This is a genomic window from Pseudomonas mendocina, assembly GCF_003008615.1.
GTDB lineage: Bacteria > Pseudomonadota > Gammaproteobacteria > Pseudomonadales > Pseudomonadaceae > Aquipseudomonas > Aquipseudomonas mendocina_C.
This window is the reverse complement of record NZ_CP027657.1, coordinates 4,713,537-4,738,970: the sequence shown is the minus strand read 5'-3', so window position 1 is coordinate 4,738,970 and position 25,434 is coordinate 4,713,537. Positions and strand designations below refer to the sequence as shown.

Below are 25,434 nucleotides of genomic sequence, written 5' to 3'. Positions count from 1 at the left end.
ACGCCATTACCATGGTGCCCGAAAAATGGCGTCATCCAAGCGCCACGGAACCGCTGGCGACTCGCTTGCTCAAGCGCCCTTGCACACCAGCGACAACGCTTCCTCGGCCAGTTGATCCAGGCTCATCGGCCCTTCCGGACGGAACCAGGTAGTGCTCCAGCTCAGAGCGCCGGTAAGGAAACGGCGCTGAATGAACGGATCGCCCTTGAAGTACCCCGCATCACGGGCTTCGGCCAGCACCTGCAGCCAGATCTGCTCGTAAGTGTCTCGCAACGCCAATACCTGAGCTTGGCCCTGTGTCGACAGCGATCGCCATTCGTAAACCAACACCGCCATGGCCTCACCGGTACCGCCCATGATCGATTGCAGCTCGCAGCGAATCAACGCCAGCAGGCGCTCACGCGTGCCCTTGGCTGCAGCAAGATCAGCGCGCATCAGCGCGGTGTTATAGACGATGGTTTCCTCCATCACCGCACGCAGGATCTCGTCCTTGCTCTTGAAGTGGTGAAAGATGCTGCCCGACTGGATGCCGATGGCGCTGGCCAGGTCACGCACCGTGGTGCGCTCGTAGCCCTTGCTGCGGAACAGGTGGGCCGCCATCTGCAGCAGCTTGCCGCGTGCGCTCTCCGGGTCGGTGAGCTGGCCGCTGCCGACCAGCGCCTGCATCACCGCCTGGGCATTTTGTTCATCCACGCTGGCTTCTCCCCATTTCTTGGCCTTGCCCGCAGTTACCCGTAATTCGAGCAACTGCCAGCAAGTGCTTGTCGTTGTTGGTGAAATTTATGCCTGGCGGATGAACCAAGCAAGCGCTTGGCCGCACTTTTGGCCAGTTTGTCGTGTTTTGCCACTTTTCAACCAAGCGCTTGCTTGGTAGTGTGAGCTCACCTTCTCAAATGTGTGACGGGCCAATTCCAATGACCAAAACCGTACGCATCGGCTGCGCCTCCGCTTTCTGGGGCGACACCTCCACCGCTGCCGCTCAACTGGTTCGCGGCGCCGAACTGGATTACCTGGTGTTCGACTACCTGGCCGAGATCACCATGTCGATCATGGCCGGCGCCCGCATGAAGAAGCCGGATGATGGCTATGCCCGCGACTTCGTCGAAGTGCTCGCGCCTCTGCTCGGCGAACTGGCGGCGAAGAAAACCCGCGTCATCAGCAACGCCGGCGGGGTTAATCCGATGGCCTGCGCTGCGGCTCTGAGCGCCGCCTGCGAGCAGGCCGGGGTGAACCTGAAGATCGCCGTGCTGCACGGTGACAACCTGCAACCCAAGCTCGGCGAGCTGGTCAAGGCCGGCACCCGCGAGATGTTCACTGGCGCCGCATTGCCGCCCTTCTGCGTCTCGGTCAACGCTTACCTGGGCGCGCCGGGCATCGTCGCCGCGCTGGAACAGGGCGCCGACATCGTCATCACCGGCCGCGTGGTCGACAGCGCCGTAGTCAGCGCCGCTCTGGTGCACGAGTTCGGCTGGGCCTGGAGCGACTACGACAAGCTGGCCCAGGCCGCGCTGGCCGGACACATCATCGAATGCGGCGCGCAGTGCACCGGTGGCAACTTCACCGACTGGCGCGACGTGCCGGACTACGAGCACATCGGCTTCCCCATCGTCGAAGTCGAAGACGATGGCCGTTTCGTCGTGACCAAGCCGGATGGTTCCGGCGGCTTGGTCACGCCTTTTACCGTTGGCGAGCAGATGCTCTACGAGATCGGCGATCCGCGCGCCTATCTGCTGCCGGACGTGATCTGCGACTTCACCCAGGTCGAGCTGAGCCAGGCCGGCGACAACCGCGTGCAGCTGCAGGGCGCACGCGGCCTGCCGCCCACCGACCAGTACAAGGTCAGTGCCACCCATCCGGACGGTTTCCGCTGCACCGCCAGCTTCCTGCTCGCCGGTATCGATGCCGTGGCCAAGGCCGAACGGGTCAGCGAGGCGATCATCAAGAAGACCGAAGAGCTGTTCGCCGAGCGCGGCTGGGGCCGTTACCAGGAAGTCAGCGTCGAGCTGCTCGGCAGCGAAGCCACTTATGGCGTCCATGCTCACCGCAAATACAGCCGCGAAGTGGTGGTGAAGATCGCCGCACGGCATGCCAAGAAGGAGGCGCTGATCCTGTTCTCCCGCGAGATCGCCCAGGCCGCCACCGGCATGGCTCCGGGCCTGACCGGCATTGTCGGCGGCCGCCCCACCGTCTACCCGGTGATCCGCCTGTTCAGCTTCCTGGTGGACAAGAGTGCCTGCGCCCTGAGCGTCGAAATCAACGGTGAGCGCCAGCCGGTCGCCCTGCCCCAGATCGATACCTTCGACCCAGCCCAGCTTCGTGCACCGGCCGCTCTGCCCGTGCCAATGGGTGAAGCCGACTCCGCCGTACCCCTGATCCGCCTGGCCGTGGCCCGCTCCGGCGACAAGGGCAACCACAGCAACATCGGTGTGATGGCCAGAAAGCCCGAATACCTGGCATGGATCGCTGCTGCGCTGACGCCCGAAGCCGTGGCCAACTGGATGGCGCATACCCTGGATGCCGAGCAGGGCCGCGTCAGCCGCTGGTATCTGCCGGGCAGCCACAGCCTCAACTTCCTGCTGGAAAACGCGCTGGGCGGCGGCGGCGTCGCCAGCCTGCGCATCGACCCGCAGGGCAAGGCTTTCGCTCAGCAGTTGCTGGAATTTCCAGTGCCAGTACCAAGAGCGCTGGCTGAAGCGCTGTAGATGCTAATCGTAGGGTGGATGACGCTTCATCCATCCACCGGCTTCTGGTGGAAAACGCTCCACGGTTTTCCACCCTACATCTTGTAGGAGCGGCTTCAGCCGCGATTGGGCTTAGACAAAAGCATCGCGGCTAAAGCGGAATGCCGCCCAGCCGCTCCAACGGAACCGAGAAGGACAACAAGAACAATGAGCTACGACTCCGTATTCAAACCTGGCCTGTTCAATGAACAGACCATCCTGGTCACCGGTGGTGGCAGCGGCATCGGTCGCTGCGTGGCCCACGAACTGGCCCACCTCGGCGCCCATGTGGTGCTGGTCGGGCGCAAGCAGGAAAAGCTGGAGAAGACCTGCACCGAGATCACCGAGGACGGCGGCAGCGCCAGCTTCCAGGTTTGCGACATCCGTGACGAAGAAGCCGTGAAGGCCATGGTCGGCGCGGTGATCAGGGAGCACGGGCGCATCCATCAGCTTGTGAACAACGCCGGCGGCCAGTTCCCCGCACCGCTGATCGGCATCAACCAGAAAGGCTTCGAGGCCGTGGTACGCACCAACCTGGTGGGCGGATTTCTGGTGGCCAAGGAAGTCTTCCTGCAGAGCATGAGCAAGCACGGCGGCAGCATCGTCAACATGCTCGCCGACATGTGGGGCGGCATGCCCGGCATGGGCCATTCGGGGGCGGCGCGGGCCGGCATGGAGAACTTCACCAAGACCGCCGCCTACGAGTGGGGCCACGCCGGTGTGCGGGTCAATGCCGTAGCGCCGGGCTGGATCGCCTCCAGCGGCATGGACACCTACCCCGAGTCGATGAAGAACATGATCCGCAACCTCAAGGATCACGTGCCGTTGCAACGCATCGGCACCGAGTCCGAGGTGGCTGCGGCGATCGTCTTCCTGCTCAGTCCCGGCGCCAACTTCATCAGCGGCAACTCCATTCGCATCGATGGTGCCGCCAGCCAGGGCACCCGCGCCTGGACGCTGGGCAAGGCGAAAAACAGCGAGTCCTACAACGGTTTCCACCGGGCCTACGTGCCCAACGTACTGAAAGATCAGGAGTAAGGCGATGCCCGTGATCCAATCGGAAATCGATGTCCATGGCGAAGCCTTCGCGCAGAACCGCGAAGCCATGCTGGCAGCCATCGCGACCTTCCGCGACGTCGAACAAAAGGTGCTCGACAAGGCGCAGGAAGCCAAGGCCAAGTTCGAGAAGCGTGGCCAGTTGCTACCGCGTGAACGCATCAACCTGTTGCTCGATGCCGGCGCGCCCTTCCTCGAGCTGTCCTCGCTGGCCGGCTACAAGCTGCACGACGACAAGGATGGCAGCCAAGCCGGTGGTGGAATCATCGCCGGCATCGGCTACATCGCCGGCATTCGCTGCCTGGTGCTCGCCAACAACAGCGCGATCAAGGGCGGCACCATCTCCCCCACCGGACTGAAGAAGTCCCTGCGCCTGCAGCAGATCGCCGTCGAGAACAAGCTGCCGGTGGTGACCCTGGCCGAGAGCGGCGGCGCCAACCTCAACTATGCCGCCGACATCTTCGTCGAAGGTGCACGCGGCTTCGCCAACCAGGCACGCATGTCCGCCATGGGCCTGCCGCAGGTCACCGTGGTGCATGGTTCCAGCACCGCTGGCGGGGCCTACCAGCCTGGCCTGTCGGACTACGTGGTAGTGGTACGCGGCAAGGCCAAGATGTTCCTCGCCGGCCCGCCTCTGCTGAAAGCCGCCACCGGCGAGATCGCCACCGACGAGCAACTCGGCGGCGCCGAGATGCACGCTCAGGTCGCCGGCACCGCCGAGTACCTGGCCGAGAACGACGCCGACGGTGTACGCCTGGCGCGCGAGATCCTGGGCATGCTGCCATGGAATCAACAGTTGCCGGCGCGCCCGGCGAAAAGCTGGCGCGAGCCGCTGTACCCGGCCGAGGAGCTGCTCGGCCTGGTGCCAGCCGACGCCAAGAAGCCCTACGACGTACGCGAGATCATCGCGCGCATCGCCGATGGCTCGGAGTTCCTCGACTTCAAGAACGAGTTCGACAGCCAGACCGTCTGCGGCCACCTGCAGATCGAAGGTCAGGCCTGCGGTTTCATCGGCAACAACGGCCCGATCACCCCGCAGGGTGCGGCCAAGGCGGCGCAGTTCATCCAGCTGTGCGAGCAGAGCAACACACCGATCCTGTTCTTCCACAACACCACCGGCTTTATGGTCGGGACGGAATCGGAACAGAACGGCGTGATCAAGCACGGCTCGAAGATGATCCAGGCCGTGGCCAACGCCACCGTGCCCAAGCTCACCATCGTCGTTGGTGGCTCCTACGGCGCCGGCAACTACGCCATGTGCGGCCGTGGCCTCGACCCACGCTTCATCTTCGCCTGGCCCAACAGCCGCACCGCCGTGATGGGCGGTGCCCAGGCCGGCAAGGTGCTGCGCATCGTCACCGAGGACAAGCACGCCAAGGAAGGCAAGGAAGCCGATCCGAAAATGCTCGACATGCTCGAGCAAGTCACTGCGCAGAAACTCGACAGCCAGTCCACCGCCCTCTATGGCACCGCCAGCCTGTGGGATGACGGCCTGATCGACCCACGTGATACGCGCAAGCTGCTGGGCTTTTTGCTGGACATCTGCGCCGAAGCCAATCTGCGGCCTCTGAAATCCAACCGTTTCGGCGTCGCCCGTTTCTGACCCTCATCATCGGAGCACAACAACAATGATCTTCACCCAGGAACACGAAGAACTCCGCCGCACCGTCCGCAACTTCGTCGACAAGGAAATCAACCCGCACGTCGATGAGTGGGAAAAGGAAGGCCGCTTCCCCATCCATGACATTTTCAAGAAAGCCGGCGAACTGGGCCTGCTGGGCATCTCCAAGCCGGAGAAATTCGGCGGCATGGGCCTGGACTACAGCTACTCCATCGTCGCAGCCGAAGAGTTCGGCACCATCCATTGCGGCGGCATCCCGATGTCCATCGGCGTGCAGACCGACATGTGCACCCCTGCCCTGGCCCGCTTCGGCTCCGATGAGCTGCGCGAAGAATTTCTGCGCCCGGCCATCAGCGGCGAGATGGTTGGCTGCATCGGCGTCTCCGAAGTTGGCGCCGGCTCCGACGTGGCGGGCCTGAAGACCACTGCGCGCAAGGACGGCGACGACTACGTGATCAACGGTAGCAAGATGTGGATCACCAACTCGCCGTCGGCCGACTTCATCTGCCTGCTGGCCAACACCAGCGACGACAAGCCGCACGTCAACAAGTCGCTGATCGTGGTGCCGATGAAGACCCCAGGCGTCAGCGTCAGCCCGCACCTGGACAAGCTAGGCATGCGCAGCTCCGAGACCGCCCAGGTGTTCTTCGACAACGTACGCGTGCCGCAGCGCTATCGCATCGGCCACGAAGGCGCCGGTTTCATGATGCAGATGCTGCAGTTCCAGGAAGAACGCCTGTTCGGCGCGGCCAACATGATCAAGGGCCTGGAGCATTGCGTCGACACCACCATCGACTACTGCAAGCAGCGCCACACCTTCGGCCAACCGCTGATCGACAACCAGGTCATCCACTTCCGCCTGGCCGAACTGCAGACCGAGATCGAGTGCCTGCGCGCACTGGTCTACCAGGCAACCGAGCAGTACGTGAAAGGCCGCGACGTGACCAAGCTGGCGTCAATGGCCAAGCTCAAGGCCGGGCGCCTGGGTCGCGAGGTGTCCGACGCCTGCCTGCAGTACTGGGGCGGCATGGGCTTCATGTGGGACAACCCGGTGTCGCGCGCCTACCGCGACGTGCGCCTGGTCAGCATCGGCGGCGGCGCCGACGAAATCATGCTCGGCATCATCTGCAAGCTGATGGGCATTCTCCCAGGGAAAAAGAAAGGCTGACCCGCCACTCATACCGTTGCGGCGGGTTTCACCCGCCCTACATCGAGGCTATGCGATGAACGATCTGCCCCACTGCGAAACCCTGCTGCTGAACGTCGTCGGTGGCGTGCTGCACATCACCCTCAACCGACCGGACAGCCGCAACGCCATGAGCCTGGCCATGGTCGGCGAGCTGCGCGCCACCCTGGAGGCCGTGCGCCATGATCCGAGCGTGCGTGCCCTCGTTCTGCGCGGAGCCGGCGGCCACTTCTGCGCCGGCGGCGATATCAAGGACATGGCCGGTGCGCGTGTCAAGGGTGGCGATGCTTACCGCGAGCTGAACCGCGCCTTCGGTGCGCTGCTGGAAGAAGCCCAGGCCGCGCCGCAGGTACTGGTGGCCGTGCTGGAAGGTGCCGTACTGGGTGGCGGCTTCGGCCTGGCCTGCGTATCCGACGTGGCCATCGCTGCCAGCGGCGCCAAGTTCGGCCTGCCGGAAACCACGCTGGGCATCCTCCCGGCGCAGATCGCCCCCTTCGTCGTGCACCGCATCGGTCTGACCCAGGCACGCCGCCTGGCCCTGACCGCTGCCCGTTTCGACGGTACCGAGGCCCTGCGCCTGGGTCTGGTGCACTACTGCGAGCACGATGAAGCTGCACTGCAGCAGCGCCTGGACGAAACCCTGGAGCAGATTCGCCAATGTGCGCCACAGGCTAACGCGCAGACCAAGGCACTGCTGCTGGCCAGCGAACGCGAAGCACTCGGCCCGCTGCTCGACCGCGCGGCTGAGCAGTTCGCCGCCGCCGTGACCGGTGCAGAGGGCGCCGAGGGCACCATGGCTTTCGTGCAGAAACGCAAGCCCAAGTGGGCCCAGTAGTAGCTCCCCTCTCCCGCTGCGGGAGAGGGAACAAATAGACCGTAGCCCGGATGCAATCCGGGGAGCGCCCCACAGGAGCACAAAGATGCCCGCATTCAACAAGATCCTGATCGCCAACCGCGGCGAGATCGCCTGCCGGGTGATGCGCACCGCCATCGAGCTCGGCTACCGCACCGTGGCCGTGTACTCCGAGGCCGATGCCGACGCCCGCCATGTGCAGATCGCCGACGAAGCCATGTGCATCGGCCCGGCCCAGGTCAACCAGTCCTACCTGCGCATCGACGCCATCATCGAAGCCGCACGCAAGACCGGCGCCGACGCCATCCACCCCGGCTATGGTTTTCTCTCCGAGAACGCCGATTTCGCCCGCGCCTGTGAAGCCGCCGGCATCGTCTTTATCGGCCCGACCGTGGAAGCCATCCACCTGATGGGCAGCAAGCGCCTGTCGAAGATAGCCATGCTCGAAGCCGGCGTGCCCTGCATTCCCGGCTTTGAGGGCGCCGCCCAGGATGACGAAACCCTGGCCAGCGAAGCCGAACGCATCGGCTATCCGCTGATGATCAAGGCCAGCGCCGGTGGCGGTGGTCGCGGCATGCGTCTGGTGCATGAGTCCTCCGAGCTGCTGGGGCAGATCCGCACCGCCCGTTCCGAAGCGCAGAACGCCTTCGGCTCCGGCGAGCTGATCCTCGAACGCGCGGTGATCCGCCCTCGCCACGTGGAAATCCAGGTCTTTGGCGATCAGCACGGCACTATCGTCTACCTCGGCGAGCGCGACTGCTCGGTGCAGCGTCGTCACCAGAAGGTGGTCGAGGAAGCGCCCTGCCCGGTGATGACGCCCGAGCTGCGCCGCGCAATGGGCGAGGCGGCGGTCAAGGCTGCAGCCTCGGTGAGCTACGTCGGCGCCGGCACCGTGGAATTTCTGCTCGACGCCAGCGGCGAGTTCTTCTTCCTGGAAATGAACACGCGCCTGCAGGTCGAGCATCCGGTCACCGAGCTGATCACCGGGCAGGATCTGGTGGCCTGGCAGATTCGCGTTGCCGAGGGCCAGCCCCTGCCGCTGCAGCAGGACGACATTCGCCTCACCGGCCACGCCATGGAGGTGCGCCTGTACGCCGAGGACTCAGCCGCCGGTTTCCTGCCGCAAACCGGCCAGGTGCTTCGTTGGGAGCCCGAACTGCTGGCCGGCGTGCGCATCGACCACGGCCTGGTCGAAGGCCAGGCCGTCACCCCCTTCTACGATCCGATGCTGGCCAAGGTCATCGCCTACGGCGAAACCCGCGACGAAGCCCGGCGCAAGCTGGTACGCGCCGTCGAGCAATGCGTGCTGCTCGGCGTCAACGGCAACCAGCGCTTCCTCGCCAACCTGCTCAAGAACCCGGAGTTCGCTGCCGGCAACGCCACCACGGCGTTCATCGCCGAGCATTTCGCAGATGACCCCAGCCTGCATCCGCATACCGCCAGCCTGGCCGAGCTGGCCATGGCCGCTGCCCTGCTCTACCAGGTTTCGGCCGACGCCCGTGCGCACCAGCCCGGCCTGTCCGGCTGGCGCAGCGCTGGCAGTGCGCCTTGGCGTTTCGTCCTCAAGCAGGGCGAACACAAGCACGCCGTGGAGCTGGACGTGCTCGCCAGCGGCGCCCAAGCGCACCTTTGCGTGCGTCGGGGCGAAGAACAGCTGTCCCTACGCCTGCTGGCCAGCGACGGTCGTTGGCTGACCCTGGAACTAGACGGCGTGCGCCGCCGCCAGGCCTACCACATCGAAGGCGAGCACCTGTGGCTGTATGGTGAGCACGGTAACCTGGAACTGGTCGATGTCACCCACGAGCCGGCCGGCGGCCAGAACGCCGCCAGCAGCGGCGCGGTGAAGGCACCGATGGATGGCGCCATCGTCGACGTACTGATCGCCGAGGGTGCCAGCGTGAGCAAGGGACAACTGCTGGTGGTGCTGGAAGCGATGAAGATGGAGCACCCGCTCAAGGCTGGCGTCGACGGCATCGTTCGCCGCGTCGGCGTAAGCCAGGGCGACCAGGTGAAGAATCGCCAGTTGCTGGTGGAAATCGAAGCTGTAGGGGCCTGAAATATCGCTGTGGGAGGGGCTTTAGCCGCGACGGAAACTCACAATTAGAGTCCCTCTTCCCTCATAACAACAATACCGGAGCACGCCCATGTCACTTTCCGGCAAGACCCTGTTCATCACTGGCGCCAGCCGTGGCATCGGCCGCGAGATCGCCCTCAAGGCCGCCGCCGATGGCGCCAACATCGTAATCGCAGCCAAGAGCGCCGAGCCCCACCCGAAACTGGAAGGCACCATCTTCAGCGTCGCCGCCGAGGTCGAAGCCGCAGGCGGCAAGGCCCTGGCCCTGCAACTGGACGTGCGCGACGAACAGGCTGTGGCAGCCGCCATGGCCCAGGCCGCCGAGCATTTCGGCGGCATCGACGCGCTGGTCAACAACGCAGGCGCGATCAAGCTGGTAGGTGTGGAGAAGCTCGAACCCAAGCGTTTCGACCTGATGTACCAGATCAACACCCGCGCGGTGATGGTCTGCAGCCAGGCGGCCCTGCCCTATCTGAAGAAGAGCGCGGGCGGGCATATCCTCAACCTCTCCCCACCGCTCAACCTAGACGCCAAGTGGTTCGCCCAGCACGGCCCCTACACCGTCACCAAGTACGGCATGAGCATGCTCACCCTGGGCATGAGCGAGGAGTTCAAGAAGTACGGCATCAGCGTCAACTCGCTGTGGCCGAAGACCATGATCGCCACCGCCGCCATCGAGTTCGAGCTGGGCAGCCGCGACGCCTTCAAGCGCGCGCGCATCCCGGCGATCATGGCCGACGCAGCCCATGCGATCCTCGCCAGCCAGGGCCGCAGCATCACCGGGCGCCTGCTGATCGACGAGGACATCCTGCGTGAACAGGGCGTCACTGACTTCGAGCAATACCGCTTCGATCCCGCCGGCGGCAGCCTGGTGCCTGATCTGTTCGTCGATTGAAGTCTCGGATGCATTGGCTTCATAGCCCGGATGCAATCCGGGGATCCCATGCGCGGATCTCCCCGGATTTCATGCGGGCTACGGGGCGCCTTGACCCGTAGGGTGCGCGGCGCGTACCGAGACAACATTGGGATTTGTGCCTGGTTCGGTGCGCACAGCGCCCCCTACGAGCGGCAAGGCTATTTGCCGATCTGCCCGCCGAGGAGCGCACCAGAGCCATGGCTGGTGCGCGCTGGGCTGACTACAGTCATGACTCGCCTCCAATTCATAACAGCCCACGTGCGAGCCCTATGAGCCAAGCCGATCTGATTTCGCCCTTCCGCTTCCTGGCCCACCTGCCGCAACACCTGCCGCGTGTGCCGCGCATGCTGCGTGGCCTTTACTACGCCGGCATCCGCAACCGCGAGAAGAATCTGTCACTGGCCTGGGCGCTGCAGCGCACCGCCGAACGCCACCCCGAGCGTCCGGCGCTGATGGATGAACACCGCCAGCTCAGTTATCGCACGTTCAATGCCTGGGCCAACCGACTGGCCTGGACGTTCAAGGCCGAAGGTGTCGGCCATGGCGACGTGGTCGCGGTAATGCTGGAGAACCGCCTGGAACTGCTGACGATCCTCGCCGCGCTGAGTAAGCTCGGTGCGGTCGGCGCCCTGATCAACACCACCCAGCGCGGCAAGGTACTGGCGCATAGCTTCAATCTGGTAAAGCCCGGCTTTCTGGTCATCGGTGACGAACTGCGCGACGCCTTCGACGAAATCGCGGCACAACTTCACAACCCGCAGGCGTGCCGCTACTGGATCGCCGACCAGGATTGCCTGCGTGATCCCGGCCAGGCGCCAGATGGCTGGCTCAACCTCATGCAGATCGCCAGCGGCCAGGCCGAGGACAACCCGCCGGACAGCCTGAGCGTGCGCATGAAGGACGCTTGTTTTCTGATCTACACCTCCGGCACCACCGGCCTGCCCAAGGCCTCGATCATGAGCCATGGCAAGTGGATCAAGGCCTATGGCGGCTTCGGTCATTCCGGCCTGACGCTGAACGAACGCGACGTGCTCTACCTCACCCTGCCCTGCTACCACAACAACGCCGTCACTGTGTGCTGGAGCGCGGTGCTGGCCGGCGGCGCGGCCATCGCCCTACGCCGCAAGTTCTCTGCCAGCGCCTTCTGGAGCGACGTGGCGCGCTACCAGGCCACTTGCTTCGGCTACATCGGCGAACTGTGCCGCTATCTGCTCAACCAGCCCGTACATCCAGCAGAACGAGGTAACAGCCTGCGCTGCATGATCGGCAACGGGCTGCGCCCCTCGATCTGGGCCGAGTTCAAGCAACGCTTCGGCGTCGAGCAGATCACCGAGTTCTATGCCTCCAGCGAAGGCAACATCGGCTTCACCAACGTCTTCAACTTCGACAATACCGTCGGCTACACCCCAGCCACCTACGCCATCGTCCGCTACGACCTGGAGAACGACCGCCCCGTGCGTGGCAGCAACGGCTTCCTGCAGAAGGCCGACAAGGGCGAAGCCGGCCTGCTGATCAGCGAGATCAGCGCCAAATGGCCGTTCGATGGCTACACCGATCCGGCCAAGAGCGAGGCGGCGATCCTGCGTGACGTGTTCAAGAAGGGCGACGCCTGGTTCAACACCGGCGACCTGATGCGCGACATCGGCTGCAAGCATGCGCAGTTCGTCGACCGCCTCGGCGATACCTTCCGCTGGAAAGGCGAGAACGTCTCCACTACCGAAGTGGAAAACGTGCTCGGCGCCTTCCCCGGTGTGGAGGATGCCGTGGTCTACGGCGTGGAGATTCCCGGCACCAATGGCCGCTGCGGCATGGCCGCGCTACGCCTGGCGTCAGGTTGCGTGCTGGATGGCGCAGCGCTGGCCGCCCACCTCGATGCCGAACTGCCCGCCTACGCCGCGCCGTTATTCGTTCGTCTGCTCGGCGAAGTCGAGACCACCGGCACCTTCAAATACAAGAAGACCGATCTGAAGCAGGCCAGCTATGACCCGAGCCAGGTCGATGGCCCGCTCTACGTGCGCCTGCCCGGCGCGGACAGCTTCCAGCCGCTGAGTCACGAAACCCATGCAGCCATCGAGCAGCAACACTACCGATTCTAAGCAGCCTGGGGCCACGCCCTGGTCAGGGTGCGCCGCTCCGGCTACTGCTTGAACTCGAACTGCAGCTCAGCACCTTCGATGGAATCCCAGTAGTCGTCCACACGCTCGTTGCTGATCAGCCGACCGCTGATCTGGAACGGGCTCTGGACTTCGGGTTTCTCACCAAACAGCGGCGGCAACACCGGCGCCAGATCCTCGCGGGTTTCGCTTTCCAGCGCCTGCTCGAACAACTCCTGCGGCACGCTCAAATCCAGCGCCAGTTTCGGTTCGGGCTCCGCTGGCTTGGGCTGTGGCACTGCAGCAGGCTTGGGCTTGGCGGCGACAGGCGGTTTGGCGGGGGGCACGGGTTTGCTTTCGACCACCTTGGCAGGCGGCGCGGGTTCGACAGGCTCAGGCTTGGCGACCTCGGCAACGGGTGCAGGCTCAGGTGCTGCAGCCACTGCCGGCTTTGCCTCAGGTTGCTGCGCAACGGGCTCTGGCTCACGCTCACAGGCGCTCAGCCAACCCAGGCACAGCAAGAGGAGAATGGACTTACGTATCATGGGACAAGGGTAGCTCGATCAGTAACGCGCCCATGCTCCTCCGCCTGGGCGCGCCTGACAAGCCGACTTACATGACTTTTACTTCGGTGGCTCCGCGGCCAGGTGTGCAAGTTCGGCCTCGATATCCAGTTGCGGATAATCGGCCTTGAGCTGCTCCAGCAACTGCTGCGCCTGTTTCTGCTCGCCCGCCTTACGCAGCGCCAGCAACTGCAGCAGTGCCTCACGCGGCTCACTCTGGATCACCAGCTCGGCCATGGGGGCAATCACCGCTGAACTGGCCATCGGCGCATCCGCCATCGCGGCCGGTGGCGCCGAGCGAGCCATGGCCTCGGCTTTCATCTGCTCCTGAGGTACGGCCATGCGCGCCACCGACTCGCCCTCGGTAGCACGCTTGGCCGCCATCGGCGCGGGGGCTGGCGCTGCAGGGCTCATCGCCACGCTGGGCGGCACGGCATCGAAGGCATCCGGCGTCTGCTCCAGCGTACGCCAGGTCAGGCTGACACCAATCCCGACACAGGCCAGCCCGGCCACGGCCACCGACCAGCGCTGGCGGCCGCTGCCGAACAGCCATTGGTACAGGCGCTGCGCCCAGCCAGCTTCAACCTTGGCAGCCTGATGCGTTTGGCGAGCCGCCGCACTGGCCGCCGCCAGAATACGCGCATCCAGCTCGGCCGAGGGCTCGCCGCTAGCATGGGCACGGAAATGCGCCAGCAGCGCCTGTTCGTGATCCAGCGGTTCTCGTTCATGGGTCATGCGGACAACTCCTCGGTGGCCAGCAGCCGGCGCAGTTTCTGCAGGGCATAGCGCAGACGGCTCTTGACCGTCTCGGCCGGCGTGCGGGTCAACTCGGCAATCTCGTTCAGTTCCAGGTCGCCATGGGCGCGCAGCAGGAACACCTCGCGCTGGTCTTCCGGCAGGTCGGCCAGCGCCGCCTGCAGCCGCTCGCTATCGCGGCTCAGGCTCCACTGCTGCTCGGGGCCCGGCTGCGGGTCGGCCTGGGCGTGCTGGCCTTCGTCATATTCGTCATGCCCTGTCTGATGACGGCCCGTCTTGCGCCAGTGGTCGATCAAACGGTTGCGGGCGATCTGGTACAGCCAGGTCTTGAACAGCACCGCCTCGCGCTGCTCGCTCTGGCTGCGGATCAGACTCATCCAGGTTTCCTGGAACACTTCCTCGGCCAGGGCATGGTCGCCACACAGGCCGAGCAGAAAGCGGAACAGCCCCAGCCGATGGCGCTGGTACAGCACGTTGAAGGCCGCGGCATCGCCGCGGCGGTAACGCCGCAGCAAGGCGGCGTCGTCATCCGTGAGAGGTGCGTTCACTGCTGAACTCGTTCAGGGGTGGAACCGGAAGTGTGCAGGCTCTGGGCAATTTCGGCCAGTTGGATGAATTCGCCGCGCAGGCCGAAGCGATCCTCGCCCTTGGCCGAGCGCGCCAGCGAGATGCTCTGCGCCAGATCGAAGTCGCCGGTGTAGCGACCGTCCTTGAGCTGTTGGGCGAAGGCCGCGACCGCAGCGGCGAACCTCAGATCCTCGCTGGCAGCCGCTACCGGCGTCGCCTCGGCACGCGCAATGGGCCGCTCCAGCATCCGGCTGGACGCCTCCCCCGGCGTCTTGTAGCGAATCCGCAACCAGGCCAGTTCGCCACTATTGCTCGCGGGCTGGGCACTGGTCTGATAACGCAGCGGCTCCAGCCAGCCCTTGGCACCGGCCGGGACGATCTCGTACAGCGCGGTAACGGTATGCCCTGCGCCGATATCGCCGGCATCGACCTTGTCATTGCTGAAATCCTCACGCTTGAGTGCGCGGTTCTCGTAGCCCAGCAAGCGGTACTCGCTAACCTCGCTCGGGTTGAATTCCAGTTGCAGCTTCACATCGCTAGCCACAGTGGCCAGGGTCGAGCCGAGCTGATCCACCAACACCTTGCGCGCCTCGCGCAGGTTGTCGATATAGGCGTAATTGCCATTGCCGGCGTCGGCCAACTGCTCCATCAGTCGTTCGTTGTAGTTGTCCACGCCGAAACCCAGGGTAGTCAGCGAGACGCCGCTCTTGCGCTTGTCGGCGGCCAGTTGCTTGAGGCTGTCGAAGTCGCTGATGCCGACGTTGAAGTCGCCATCGGTGGCCAGCAGGATGCGGTTGATACCGCCGTCGATCAGGTGCTTGCTCGCCTGCTGATAGGCCAGCTGAATGCCCGACTCGCCTGCCGTCGAGCCACTGGCAGTGAGTTGATCGATAGCCGCACGGATCTTCGCCTTGTCACTGCCGGGTGTGGAGTCCAGCACCACCTGACTGTCACCGGCATAGGTGACCAGCGAGACACGATCCTGCGGGCGCAACTGATCGACCAGCAACTTCAGCGTGCCCTGCACCATCGGCAGGCCTTCGCGGCGATGCATCGAACCAGACACGTCGACCAGAAACACCAGGTTGGCTGGCGGCAGTTCATCAACGCTGCGATCCGATGCCTTGATGGCGATGCGCAGCAGACGCGTCTGCGGGTTCCACGGCGTCACCGCCAGTTCGGTGCTGACGCCGAAAGGCACATCCCCCTGCGGCAACGGATAGGCATAGGGGAAGTAGTTGACCAGTTCCTCCAGGCGCACGGCATCCTTCGGTGGCAGTTGCCCGTCATTGAGGAAGCGACGCACGTTGGCATAGCTGCCAGTATCAACGTCGATGCTGAAGGTGGACACCGGCGTCTCGGCAACGGCGAACACCGGGTTGTCGGCATAGGCCTGGTACTGCTCGCGCGACTCGTCACGGTAGCTCGGCGGCAGGATATCGGCGATGGGGGCCGGCGCGTAGGCCATCGGCGCCATGCGCTTCTGACTGGCCTCGGCATGCATCTCGGCAGCCGCAGGCGCAGCCAGCCGCTCGTGGACGAGTGACGCCGCCGGCTCCGAGTTTGCCTGGGCTTCCGGCTCCGGGCCAGAGGCGCTACAGGCGGCGAGCAGAAGCAATGTGCCCGCCGAAAAACCGACGGTGAACGGACGAATTAGCAGCGAGGAATAAACGGACATAGTGCATCTCCTGAGTAATGGCACGAGACCTTCGCTCAGGTAGACGCAGACCTTCGATGAACCGGGTTAAGCCAGGAAGGTTATTTCAATCTTCCCAGGAACCGCCCGCCTCCTGGCATAGCTGCGTCGCCAGCATGCCCAACGTCATCAGCGCACGCTCCGCCTCGCGGTTCCACGGGATGCCGCAGTTGAGCCGTACGCAATGGTTGAACTGCTCGGTATTGCTGAAGATCAGCCCCGGCGCGATGGAAATGCCCTGCTGCAGCGCGCGCACGTGCAGATCCTTGGTGTTGACCCGCGCCGGCAGGCTGACCCAGAGGATGAAGCCGCCCTTGGGCCGGGTTATCTGCGTACCAGTCGGGAAGTACTGCTGTACCGCCAATTGGAAGGCACTGAGGTTCTTGCGGTACTCCTGACGGATATGTCGCAGATGACGGTCATAACCACCATTTTCCAGATAAGCCGCCACTGCCATCTGGGTGACGCTGCACGCCGAATGAGTGGAAAAGGTCTGCAACCGCTGAATCTCGTCCTGATACTTGCCGGCGACGATCCAACCAATGCGCACACCGGGCGAAAGCGTCTTGGAGAAACTAGAGCAATAGATCACCCGACTGTCGCGATCATGCGACTTAAGCGCCTTGGGCGGCCCCTGCTCGAACATCAGTTCACCATAGATATCGTCCTCGACGATCTGGAAATCGTAATCGCCGGCCAGACGCAGCAACTGACGCTGACGTTCCTCGGGAATGGTGCCGCCGAGCGGGTTGGATAGCCGAGCGGTCAGCACCAATGCCTTGATCGGCCACTGGTTGGCCGCCAGTTGCAGTGCTTCGAGGCTGATGCCGGTTGTCGGGTCGCAGGGAATCTCGATGACCTTGAGGCCGAGCAGATCGGCCAGTTGCAGCAGGCCGTAGTAGGTCGGCGACTCCACCGCGATCAGATCGCCCGGCTTGGTCAGCACGCGCAGGCTCATCTGCAGCGCATCGACGCAGCCGTGGGTGATCACCACCTCGGATGGATCGACCACCACGCCGGCATCACGCATGCGGATCGCCACCTGGCGACGCAGCGGCTCGAAACCAGGGCTGAACATGTAGCTGAAGGCACGCGGGCTGTGGAAACGAGTGACCTTGGCCAACTGCTGGTGCAGTGCACGAACCGGCAGGTAGTCCACATGCGGCACTGCAGCACCCAGTGGGAACACACCCTCGCGGCGCGACTCGGTGAGCACCTGATTGATGATGCTGGAACGGGTGACCAGACCCGGACGCTCGACCTTGGCGATATCCGGCGTCGGTGCCGTCAGCGCTGGCGTCTGGTGCACATAGAAGCCGGATTGCGGGCGGGCACGAATCAAGCCCTGGTCTTCGAGATTGGCGTAGGCCTGCAAAACCGTGGCATGGCTGACGTTGAGCTGCGCACTCATCTTGCGCACCGAGGGCACGCGCTCACCCGGCTGATAGACGCCACGACGAATATCCTCGGCCAACTGCCCGGCGATACGTTGATAAAGCAACAGATTGGTCATGGCGGCCTCCTCCGGATCACTGAACCATAACAGTAACCTATTGCTACAAAATTGTACCGGCACAGATCGCAACAGTCTTCGCCATACAGCCCTTAGCCAGCAGCTGTATTCCCGATACGACTATCGAGTAGACATAAAAAACCCCGGACAAAGCCGGGGTTAGGGGTTACACCAAAATCAGCGCTCAGCGCCGAGCTGGCCTCGCTCATCGGAGAAGACGATCTCCACTCGACGGTTCTGCGCACGCCCCCGCGCCGAAGCATTCTCTGCCACGGGGAAGTCGACACCGTAGCCGACCACCTGAATACGCTTGGGGTCGACGCCAAGGTCGACCAGCAAGTCAGCCACCGCCTGCGCACGGGCGCGTGACAGCTCGAGGTTTTCCTCAGCACTGCCGGTGTTATCGGTATAACCCTCTATACGCACACGGCGCTGCGGGTTGATCTGCAGGAATTGCACGAGCTTGAGTACCGTACGATTGGCCGCTGGCTGCAACTCGGCACGACCTGCATCGAACAGCATGTCGCCCAGGGTCATGACCAGCCCGCGCTCGGTCTCGCTGGTGGCGAGGCTGACCATCTGTTCTTCGAGCCATCCACTGTGCTGCTGCACGCTGAGCAACTTGGCTTCGCGCAAGGTCAGTTGCAGACGTTGGCGCTCCAGCTCCAGCTTGGCAGCACGCTCTTGATTGAGACTGATCTCGCTGTGCTGCCGGGCGATTTCGGCATAGCGCTGGCTGAGGTAGGCGTAATGCCGTACATCCTCCGCACTGCCCCAATAGCTCGACAGTCGCTCGGCACGCCCCAGGGATTCGCCAGCGCGAATCACATCCTTGGGTGCAGCGCGCAGTACATTGGGATCTTCCTTGACCGACTGGAAGCTGATGCGAGCCGCCTCCAATGCCTGCTCGCTTGCCGGCTGGTGAGCCGCACAACCGCCAAGCACGGCACTGGCCAGCAACAGGCTAGAGATTGCTTTCAAGCCACCCATCACATGGCCCCCAGTTGCTGACGCAGGCGGCTGATACGATGATTCAGTTCCGCCAGTTGTTCACGCCCCTTGCCATTGAGGTGCTCGGCCTCAGCCAAGCGCACATCCAGTTCAGCCTGCTCGGCCAGCAAACGCGCCTCCTTGTTCTGCCCGTCCTGCAGTGCAGCTTGCGCTCGCACGAACTTGTCTTCGGCCAGACGCAGCGACTCCGATTGTTCGCCGTCCACACCGAGCGCCTTCGCCTGGGTCAGTGCCTGCTCGGTCAGACGCAGCTGTTCATTGGGGGCCGGGTCGCTGGCGCAGGCGGTCAGGCCCAATGCCAGCAGCACGAGAAGAAATCGATTCACAAAAATATCCTACTGATTGATGTCGCCGACCGGATCGGGCTGCATCTGCTGGGCTTTCCACAGTTCCAGATTGCGCTGTAGCAATTGCTCGGGCAGCCCGGCGGCGACCAATTCTGTCATTTTCCGCGCCAGCTGTCCGCGCAGCCAGGGCTCGTTGCAAGCCGAGTTGTGCGACAGGGTCAGATAAAGACCCTCACTGGAAATCGGCGGATCCAACACTTCGAGGTCATCTTCCATGCCCAGGGTTTCGGCCAGGGCCAGGCCGGGATAGCGCTCGTAAAGCACATAGTCGGTGCGCCCGAGCATGAGCTTCTGGAACGCCTGGGTCAGGCTGGACACTCCTTCCAGGGTGAGATTCTGCTTGGCGAAAGCATCGAATTGCTGACCAAAGCTGTTGCCCACCAGGGTGTCGCCGGTATGCCCCTGCAGATCGATCCAGCTGCCGTAGGGAAATGCCTCACCCTTGCGCACCCAGACCACGCTGGGCGTGAAGAAGAACGCCGGGTGCACGTAATCCATGCTATCCAGGCGCGGCAGCGTCAAGAAGGCGCCAGCGATCAGGTCGACCCGGCCGGTGCGCACCTCGTCCTGCGCACGAGACCAGGGGCCGGTATAGATCACATCCACCACGACACCCAACTCTTTGGCCAGGTGCTTGAGCAGATCGGCATTCGCGCCAATCAGCTGCTGCGGATTCTGCGGATCGCGCCATAGGTAGGGTGGATACTCGGGGTTACCGGTCGCCACCAGGCGCTCGCATTTACCCACGGCCAAGGCAGTTGCCGGCATCAGCGCCAGGGCACACCACAGCAACAGTGACTTAAACAGACAACGCTCGGGCATTGGCTACTCTCGGTTCGTGCGGTGATCGGTAAGGTTGGGACAGCTCCGGAAAGCTTCCGTGTTCATGCTAGCTTAATGGCGCCGCAATAATAATTCGCGATAAGGACGCGCCATGAAAAAACTGCTCTTTGGTCTACTCGTACTGCTCATCGGCATCGCGACAATACTGTACTGCTTCCCGGCGACTCAGTTGGCCAGCCTGCGACTGATCGAACAACAGCGCGCAGGTCTCAGCCCTCAACAGCTACATGTCCGCGATCTTAACATCCATTACTACGAGGGAGGATCGGCAAACGGCGAAACCCTGGTGCTGCTTCACGGCTTTGCTGCTGACAAGGATAACTGGCTACGCTTTTCCCGCCACCTGACCGACGGCTATCGAGTCATCGCTCTCGATCTGCCGGGCTTCGGTGAGAGTGATCGTCCAGCCGGCAGTTACGATGTCGGCACCCAGGCCGAACGCCTGGCCGACATTCTCGACGCCTTGGGAATCGAGCAGGCGCATCTGCTGGGTAATTCCATGGGCGGGCATATTGCCGCGCTCTTTGCCGCGCGCTATCCAGATCGCGTGCGCTCACTGGCGTTATTTGCCAATGCCGGGATCGACACGCCAAACAAGAGCGAGCTTTTCAAGCTGGTGGAGCGCGGCGCTCCAAACCCGCTGGTGGTCAGACGGCCGGAGGATTTTCAGCGCTTGCTGCAGTTCGTCTTCGTCGAGCCACCCTATCTGCCAGCGTCGCTCAAGGGGTATATGGCCGAGCGCGCCATGGCCAACGCAGCGCATTACGAGCAGGTGTTCCAGCAACTGATCGAGCGCTATATCCCCCTGGAGCCCGAACTGCCCAAGATTCAGGCACCCACTCTCTTGTTATGGGGCAAACAGGATCGTGTGCTGGATGTCTCGAGCATCGAGGTTATGTACCCGCTGCTGCAAAAGCCCAGCGTGACGATCATGGAAGGTGTCGGTCATGCCCCGATGCTCGAGCGCCCCGAGGAAAGCGCCCTGCTCTACCGACGTTTTCTACAGGCGCTGGACTGATTGCAGGCAACAAAAAACCCGCTCTCAGGAGCGGGTTTTTCGTAGCGAAGAAAGCGGTTTTTACACCAGTTTCTCCAGCTCCGGTACAGCTTCGAACAGGTCGGCAACCAGACCATAGTCGGCAACCTGGAAGATCGGCGCCTCTTCGTCCTTGTTGATCGCGACGATCACCTTGGAGTCTTTCATACCGGCCAGGTGCTGGATCGCGCCGGAGATACCGACGGCGATGTACAACTGCGGCGCAACGATCTTGCCGGTCTGACCGACCTGCATGTCGTTCGGCACGAAGCCGGCGTCGACCGCAGCGCGGGAAGCACCAACGGCAGCACCCAGCTTGTCGGCCAGCGCGTACAGATGCTTGAAGTTGTCACCATTGCCCATGCCACGACCGCCGGAAACGACGATCTTGGCAGCGGTCAGCTCCGGACGGTCGGACTTGGCCAGCTCTTCGCCAACGAAGGCGGACTTGCCGGCATCGGCCGGGCCGGAAACGGCCTCAACGGCAGCGGAGCCGCCTTCGGCAGCAGCGGCATCGAAACCGGTGCTACGCACGGTGATCACCTTGATGGCAGCCGAGGACTGCACGGTCGCGATGGCGTTACCGGCATAGATCGGGCGCTTGAAGGTGTCAGCGCTCTCAACGGCGATGATCTCGGAGATCTGATCGACGTCCAGCGCGGCAGCGACGCGCGGTAGGATGTTCTTGCCGTTGCTGGTGGCGGCAGCCAGGATGTGGCTGTAGCCCTTGCCCAGCTCGGCTACCAGCGGAGCGACGTTCTCCGGCAGTTGGTTGGCATAGGCAGCGTTGTCTGCAACCAGAACCTTGGCCACGCCAGCGATCTTGGCAGCAGCTTCGGCAGCAGCGCCAGCGTTGGCACCGGCTACCAGAACGTGAATGTCGCCACCGATCTTCTGCGCAGCTGCAACGGTGTTCAGGGTAGCGGCAGCCAGAGCGGCATTGGTGTGTTCAGCGATAACCAGGATAGTCATTTAGATTACCTTCGCCTCGTTCTTCAGTTTCTCGACCAGTTCAGCCACGGACTTGACCTTGATGCCAGCGCTGCGAGCAGCCGGCGCTTCGACTTTCAGGGTCTTGACGGTGGAAGCGGTGGAAACGCCCAGTGCGTCCGGGGTAACGGTTTCCAGCGGCTTCTTCTTGGCCTTCATGATGTTCGGCAGCGACGCGTAGCGCGGCTCGTTCAGGCGCAGGTCGGTGGTGACGATCGCCGGCAGATTCAGCGCAACGGTCTGCAGACCGCCATCGATCTCACGGGTGACGTTGACCTTGTCGCCAGCCACTTCGACCTTGGAGGCGAAGGTGCCTTGGCCGAAGCCAGTCAGGGCGCCCAGCATCTGGCCGGTCTGGTTGTTGTCGCTGTCGATGGCTTGCTTACCCATGATGACCAGCTGCGGCTGCTCCTTGTCGACCACTGCCTTGAGCAGCTTGGCCACGGCCAGGGAGTTCAGCTCGTCATTGGACTCGACCAGGATGGCACGGTCGGCACCGAGGGCCAGCGCGGTGCGCAGTTGCTCCTGGGCAGTGGCCGGGCCGATGGAGACGACGACGATTTCGCTCGCCACGCCTTTCTCCTTCAGGCGTACGGCTTCTTCCACGGCGATTTCGCAGAAGGGGTTCATGGACATCTTGACGTTGGCGAGGTCGACGCCGCTGTTGTCCGCCTTGACGCGAACCTTGACGTTGTAGTCAACCACTCGTTTGACAGCTACAAGAACCTTCATGGATTCCTCGTTACTCTCCGGTGAATAAGAATGTCGCCAAGGCGAGCCTGGCCGGTGATGCAAAATCGGCCGCATCCAACCTTTCAGCTCAGACGGCGAGCGCAAAACCGCCCGTATCTTGACCCCGCGGCATGGCCCGGTCAATACAGCGAACTGGCCGGTCATCCGCGATGTAGTACGATTCTAACAGGCCTACAGAAAATTCAAACAAACGTTTGTATTGGCCCGTTGAGAGGGTGTAGATATAATGCGCACGCCGTGCTTAGGGAGCGAGCCGCGTCCTCCCACATAAAACATCGAAGAGCCTGAGTAGGAGATAGCCTGTGGAACGCGAATTTATGGAGTTCGACGTCGTCATCGTCGGCGCCGGCCCGTCTGGCCTGTCCGCCGCCTGCCGACTGAAGCAGAAAGCCGCTGAGGCGGGCCAGGAGATCAGCGTCTGCGTGGTCGAAAAAGGCTCCGAAGTCGGTGCTCACATCCTCTCTGGTGCGGTATTCGAGCCGCGCGCCCTGAACGAACTCTTCCCCGACTGGAAAGAACTCGGCGCTCCGCTCAACACCCCGGTCAAGCGCGATGACATCTACCTGCTGCGCGACGCCGACAAGGCTACCCGAATTCCCGACTTCTTTGTGCCGAAAACCATGCACAACGAAGGAAATTACATCATTTCCCTGGGCAACCTGTGCCGCTGGCTGGCCCAGCAGGCCGAGAACCTGGGCGTCGAGATCTATCCGGGCTTCGCCGCTCAGGAAGCGCTGATCGACGAGAGTGGTGTCGTACGCGGCATCGTCACCGGTGACCTGGGTGTCGACCGTGAAGGCCATCCGAAGGAAGGCTACTACACCCCCGGCATGGAACTGCGTGCCAAGTACACCCTGTTCGCCGAAGGCTGCCGTGGCCACATCGGCAAACAACTGATCCAGAAGTACAACCTCGACAGCGAAGCCGACGCCCAGCACTACGGTATCGGCATCAAGGAAATCTGGGACATCGACCCGGCCAAACACGAACAAGGCCTGGTGGTTCACACTGCCGGCTGGCCGATGGATATCATGGGCACCGAAAACACCGGCGGCTCCTTCCTTTATCACCTGGAAAACAACCAGGTCGTGGTCGGCCTGATCATCGACCTGTCCTACGCCAACCCGCACCTGTCGCCGTTCGATGAATTCCAGCGCTACAAGCATCACCCGGTGATCGCCAAGTACCTGGAAGGCGGCAAGCGCGTTGCCTACGGTGCACGTGCCATTGCCAAGGGCGGCATCAACTCGCTGCCGAAGATGGTATTCCCCGGCGGCGCGCTGATCGGTTGCGATCTCGGCACCCTGAACTTCGCCAAGATCAAGGGCAGCCATACTGCCATGAAGTCCGGCATGCTCGCCGCCGACGCCATCGCCGAAGCCCTGGCTGCCGGCCGCGAGGGTGGCGATGAACTGACCAACTACGTCGATGGCTTCAAGGCCAGCTGGCTGTACGACGAGCTGTTCCGCAGCCGCAACTTCGGCGCAGCCATCCACAAGTACGGCGCCATCGTTGGCGGTGGTATCAACTGGCTGGATCAGAACATCTTCGGCGGCAAGATTCCCTTCACCCTGCACGACAACAAGCCGGATTACGCCTGCCTGAAACCGGCCGCAGAGAGCAAGAAGATCGCCTACCCGAAACCGGACGGCAAACTGAGCTTCGACAAACTGAGCTCGGTGTTCCTGTCCAACACCAACCACGAAGAAGAGCAGCCCTGCCACCTGAAGCTCACCGACCCGAGCATCCCACTAGCGAAGAACCTGCCGCTCTACGACGAACCGGCACAGCGCTACTGCCCGGCCGGCGTATACGAGGTAGTGACCCAGGAAGACGGCGAGAAGAAGTTCCAGATCAACGCGCAGAACTGCGTGCACTGCAAGACCTGCGACATCAAGGATCCGGCTCAGAACATCACCTGGATCGCACCGGAAGGCACTGGCGGCCCGAATTACCCCAACATGTAATTCGCCTCAGACGAAAAAGGCTCCCTAGGGAGCCTTTTTCGTTTTTGCCAAATCTGCAACAGCATCCAGCCACAGCCTGGCAAGGGGCAGGATACTCAGTCCTGGTAGATCATCTTGCGGCTCATGCCGCCATCAATCACGAACTCTTGCCCGGTGACGAAACCAGCCCCATCGGAGAGTAGCCAGGCGACCTGCGCCGCGACATCTTCCACCGTACCGACGCGGCCGACAGGATGCTGCGCGTGATCGAACACCGACAATGGCTCCAGACGTTGTTGCGAAGGGTCACGGGCATCGATCCAGCCAGGGCTGACGCAGTTCACCCGCACCTCCGGCCCCAGGCTGACCGACAGCGCATGAGTCAGCGCCACCAGCCCGCCCTTGCTCGCAGCGTAAGCTTCGCAATCGGCTTCAGACTGGTTGGCCCGGGTCGAGGCAATGTTGACGATGGCGCCACGATGGCCGCGCAGATAAGGCGCGCAATGCTTGGCCAGCAGCATGGGCCCGGTCAGGTTCACCGCCAGCATGCGATTCCAGCGCCGCAGATCGAGCGATTCCAGCGGCGGTGTATAAGGATCGGAAATGGCCGCGTTGCACACCAATGCATCGAGGCGGCCGAACTGACCGAGTATCTCGGCAACGCCGACACTGACCTGATCCTCCTTGGCTACGTCCATGGCGACGAACCAGGCGTTGTCACCCAGCGCACGCGCTACCTTGGAGCCCCGCTCACGGTCGACGTCCGCCAGCACCACCTGCCAACCCTCGGTGATCAACCAGGCACTGATGCCCAGACCGATGCCGCGCGCGGCACCGGTGACCAACGCGACACGCCCGTTGTTGGGCGTGCCATTCGTCCCCCACTCCAGCATG

Annotated in this window: 22 protein-coding genes; 10 read left to right on the top strand and 12 right to left on the bottom strand. The window is 63.2% G+C overall.

Going from position 1 to position 25,434, the window contains the following annotated elements; genetic code table 11:
• Window positions 1-69 precede the first annotated feature (69 nt).
• The gene (locus C7A17_RS21900; protein ID WP_106740470.1) at window positions 70-693 is read right to left on the bottom strand and encodes a TetR/AcrR family transcriptional regulator; all 624 of its coding nucleotides are present in this window, start codon (window positions 691-693) and stop codon (window positions 70-72) included.
• Between the two features lie 221 nt (window positions 694-914).
• On the opposite strand from C7A17_RS21900, the gene C7A17_RS21895 reads away from it, so the two are divergent.
• The 8 genes from C7A17_RS21895 to C7A17_RS21860 all read left to right on the top strand — a co-directional run bounded on the left by C7A17_RS21895 (window position 915) and on the right by C7A17_RS21860 (window position 12,522).
• Window positions 915-2,702, top strand: a complete 1,788-nt coding sequence (locus tag C7A17_RS21895; protein WP_106740468.1) for an acyclic terpene utilization AtuA family protein — start codon at window positions 915-917, stop codon at window positions 2,700-2,702.
• A gap of 186 nt (window positions 2,703-2,888) precedes the next feature.
• Complete coding sequence (locus C7A17_RS21890) at window positions 2,889-3,758, top strand: SDR family oxidoreductase (RefSeq protein ID WP_106740465.1); 870 nt, start codon at window positions 2,889-2,891, stop codon at window positions 3,756-3,758.
• Between the two features lie 4 nt (window positions 3,759-3,762).
• Window positions 3,763-5,379, top strand: coding sequence for a geranyl-CoA carboxylase subunit beta (atuC, locus tag C7A17_RS21885; RefSeq protein WP_106740462.1), 1,617 nt, complete (start codon window positions 3,763-3,765; stop codon window positions 5,377-5,379).
• Between the two features lie 25 nt (window positions 5,380-5,404).
• On the top strand, window positions 5,405-6,565 hold the full coding sequence (gene atuD / locus C7A17_RS21880) for a citronellyl-CoA dehydrogenase (RefSeq protein ID WP_106740460.1): 1,161 nt from the start codon (window positions 5,405-5,407) through the stop codon (window positions 6,563-6,565).
• A gap of 55 nt (window positions 6,566-6,620) precedes the next feature.
• Complete coding sequence (gene atuE / locus C7A17_RS21875; RefSeq protein ID WP_106740457.1) at window positions 6,621-7,418, top strand: isohexenylglutaconyl-CoA hydratase; 798 nt, start codon at window positions 6,621-6,623, stop codon at window positions 7,416-7,418.
• Between the two features lie 85 nt (window positions 7,419-7,503).
• Window positions 7,504-9,492: an acetyl/propionyl/methylcrotonyl-CoA carboxylase subunit alpha gene (locus tag C7A17_RS21870; protein WP_106740454.1), complete on the top strand. Its 1,989-nt coding sequence runs from the start codon at window positions 7,504-7,506 to the stop codon at window positions 9,490-9,492.
• 88 nt (window positions 9,493-9,580) lie between these two features.
• Window positions 9,581-10,405, top strand: coding sequence for an SDR family oxidoreductase (locus C7A17_RS21865; RefSeq protein WP_106740451.1), 825 nt, complete (start codon window positions 9,581-9,583; stop codon window positions 10,403-10,405).
• A 290-nt stretch (window positions 10,406-10,695) separates the two neighbouring features.
• Window positions 10,696-12,522, top strand: a complete 1,827-nt coding sequence (locus C7A17_RS21860) for a long-chain-acyl-CoA synthetase (RefSeq protein WP_106740449.1) — start codon at window positions 10,696-10,698, stop codon at window positions 12,520-12,522.
• Window positions 12,523-12,563: 41 nt separating this feature from the next.
• On the opposite strand, the gene C7A17_RS21855 is transcribed toward C7A17_RS21860, so the two are convergent.
• The 8 genes from C7A17_RS21855 to C7A17_RS21820 all read right to left on the bottom strand — a co-directional run bounded on the left by C7A17_RS21855 (window position 12,564) and on the right by C7A17_RS21820 (window position 19,794).
• Complete coding sequence (locus C7A17_RS21855; RefSeq protein WP_106740447.1) at window positions 12,564-13,064, bottom strand: hypothetical protein; 501 nt, start codon at window positions 13,062-13,064, stop codon at window positions 12,564-12,566.
• Between the two features lie 78 nt (window positions 13,065-13,142).
• Complete coding sequence (locus tag C7A17_RS21850) at window positions 13,143-13,817, bottom strand: hypothetical protein (protein ID WP_106740445.1); 675 nt, start codon at window positions 13,815-13,817, stop codon at window positions 13,143-13,145.
• Window positions 13,814-14,386: an RNA polymerase sigma factor gene (locus C7A17_RS21845; protein WP_106740442.1), complete on the bottom strand. Its 573-nt coding sequence runs from the start codon at window positions 14,384-14,386 to the stop codon at window positions 13,814-13,816. Before C7A17_RS21845 ends, C7A17_RS21850 begins: the two co-directional genes overlap by 4 nt.
• Window positions 14,383-16,083, bottom strand: coding sequence for a vWA domain-containing protein (locus C7A17_RS21840; protein WP_106740440.1), 1,701 nt, complete (start codon window positions 16,081-16,083; stop codon window positions 14,383-14,385). Before C7A17_RS21840 ends, C7A17_RS21845 begins: the two co-directional genes overlap by 4 nt.
• Window positions 16,084-16,168: 85 nt before the next feature.
• Window positions 16,169-17,614, bottom strand: a complete 1,446-nt coding sequence (locus C7A17_RS21835) for an aminotransferase-like domain-containing protein (RefSeq protein ID WP_106740437.1) — start codon at window positions 17,612-17,614, stop codon at window positions 16,169-16,171.
• Window positions 17,615-17,791: 177 nt separating this feature from the next.
• Window positions 17,792-18,604 (bottom strand): OmpA family protein, encoded by an 813-nt coding sequence (locus C7A17_RS21830; RefSeq protein ID WP_106740435.1) that lies wholly within the window; start codon window positions 18,602-18,604, stop codon window positions 17,792-17,794.
• Window positions 18,604-18,957 carry a DUF4398 domain-containing protein gene (locus C7A17_RS21825; RefSeq protein ID WP_394337074.1) on the bottom strand — a complete coding sequence of 118 codons (354 nt, stop codon included), beginning with the start codon at window positions 18,955-18,957 and terminating at the stop codon, window positions 18,604-18,606. Before C7A17_RS21825 ends, C7A17_RS21830 begins: the two co-directional genes overlap by 1 nt.
• Before the next feature lie 3 nt (window positions 18,958-18,960).
• Complete coding sequence (locus C7A17_RS21820) at window positions 18,961-19,794, bottom strand: substrate-binding periplasmic protein (protein WP_106740430.1); 834 nt, start codon at window positions 19,792-19,794, stop codon at window positions 18,961-18,963.
• Between the two features lie 112 nt (window positions 19,795-19,906).
• On the opposite strand from C7A17_RS21820, the gene C7A17_RS21815 reads away from it, so the two are divergent.
• Complete coding sequence (locus tag C7A17_RS21815) at window positions 19,907-20,833, top strand: alpha/beta fold hydrolase (RefSeq protein WP_106740428.1); 927 nt, start codon at window positions 19,907-19,909, stop codon at window positions 20,831-20,833.
• A 60-nt stretch (window positions 20,834-20,893) separates the two neighbouring features.
• On the opposite strand, the gene C7A17_RS21810 is transcribed toward C7A17_RS21815, so the two are convergent.
• The gene (locus tag C7A17_RS21810; protein ID WP_106740426.1) at window positions 20,894-21,823 is read right to left on the bottom strand and encodes an electron transfer flavoprotein subunit alpha/FixB family protein; all 930 of its coding nucleotides are present in this window, start codon (window positions 21,821-21,823) and stop codon (window positions 20,894-20,896) included.
• Entirely contained in the window at window positions 21,824-22,573 is a 750-nt protein-coding gene (locus C7A17_RS21805; protein WP_012018936.1) for an electron transfer flavoprotein subunit beta/FixA family protein, read from the bottom strand. It abuts the gene before it with no gap.
• 323 nt (window positions 22,574-22,896) lie between these two features.
• On the opposite strand from C7A17_RS21805, the gene C7A17_RS21800 reads away from it, so the two are divergent.
• Window positions 22,897-24,561, top strand: a complete 1,665-nt coding sequence (locus C7A17_RS21800; RefSeq protein ID WP_106740424.1) for an electron transfer flavoprotein-ubiquinone oxidoreductase — start codon at window positions 22,897-22,899, stop codon at window positions 24,559-24,561.
• 95 nt (window positions 24,562-24,656) lie between these two features.
• On the opposite strand, the gene C7A17_RS21795 is transcribed toward C7A17_RS21800, so the two are convergent.
• A complete protein-coding gene (locus C7A17_RS21795; protein WP_106740421.1) occupies window positions 24,657-25,433 on the bottom strand; it encodes an SDR family oxidoreductase in 777 nt (258 codons plus the stop codon).
• Window position 25,434: the final 1 nt, after the last annotated feature.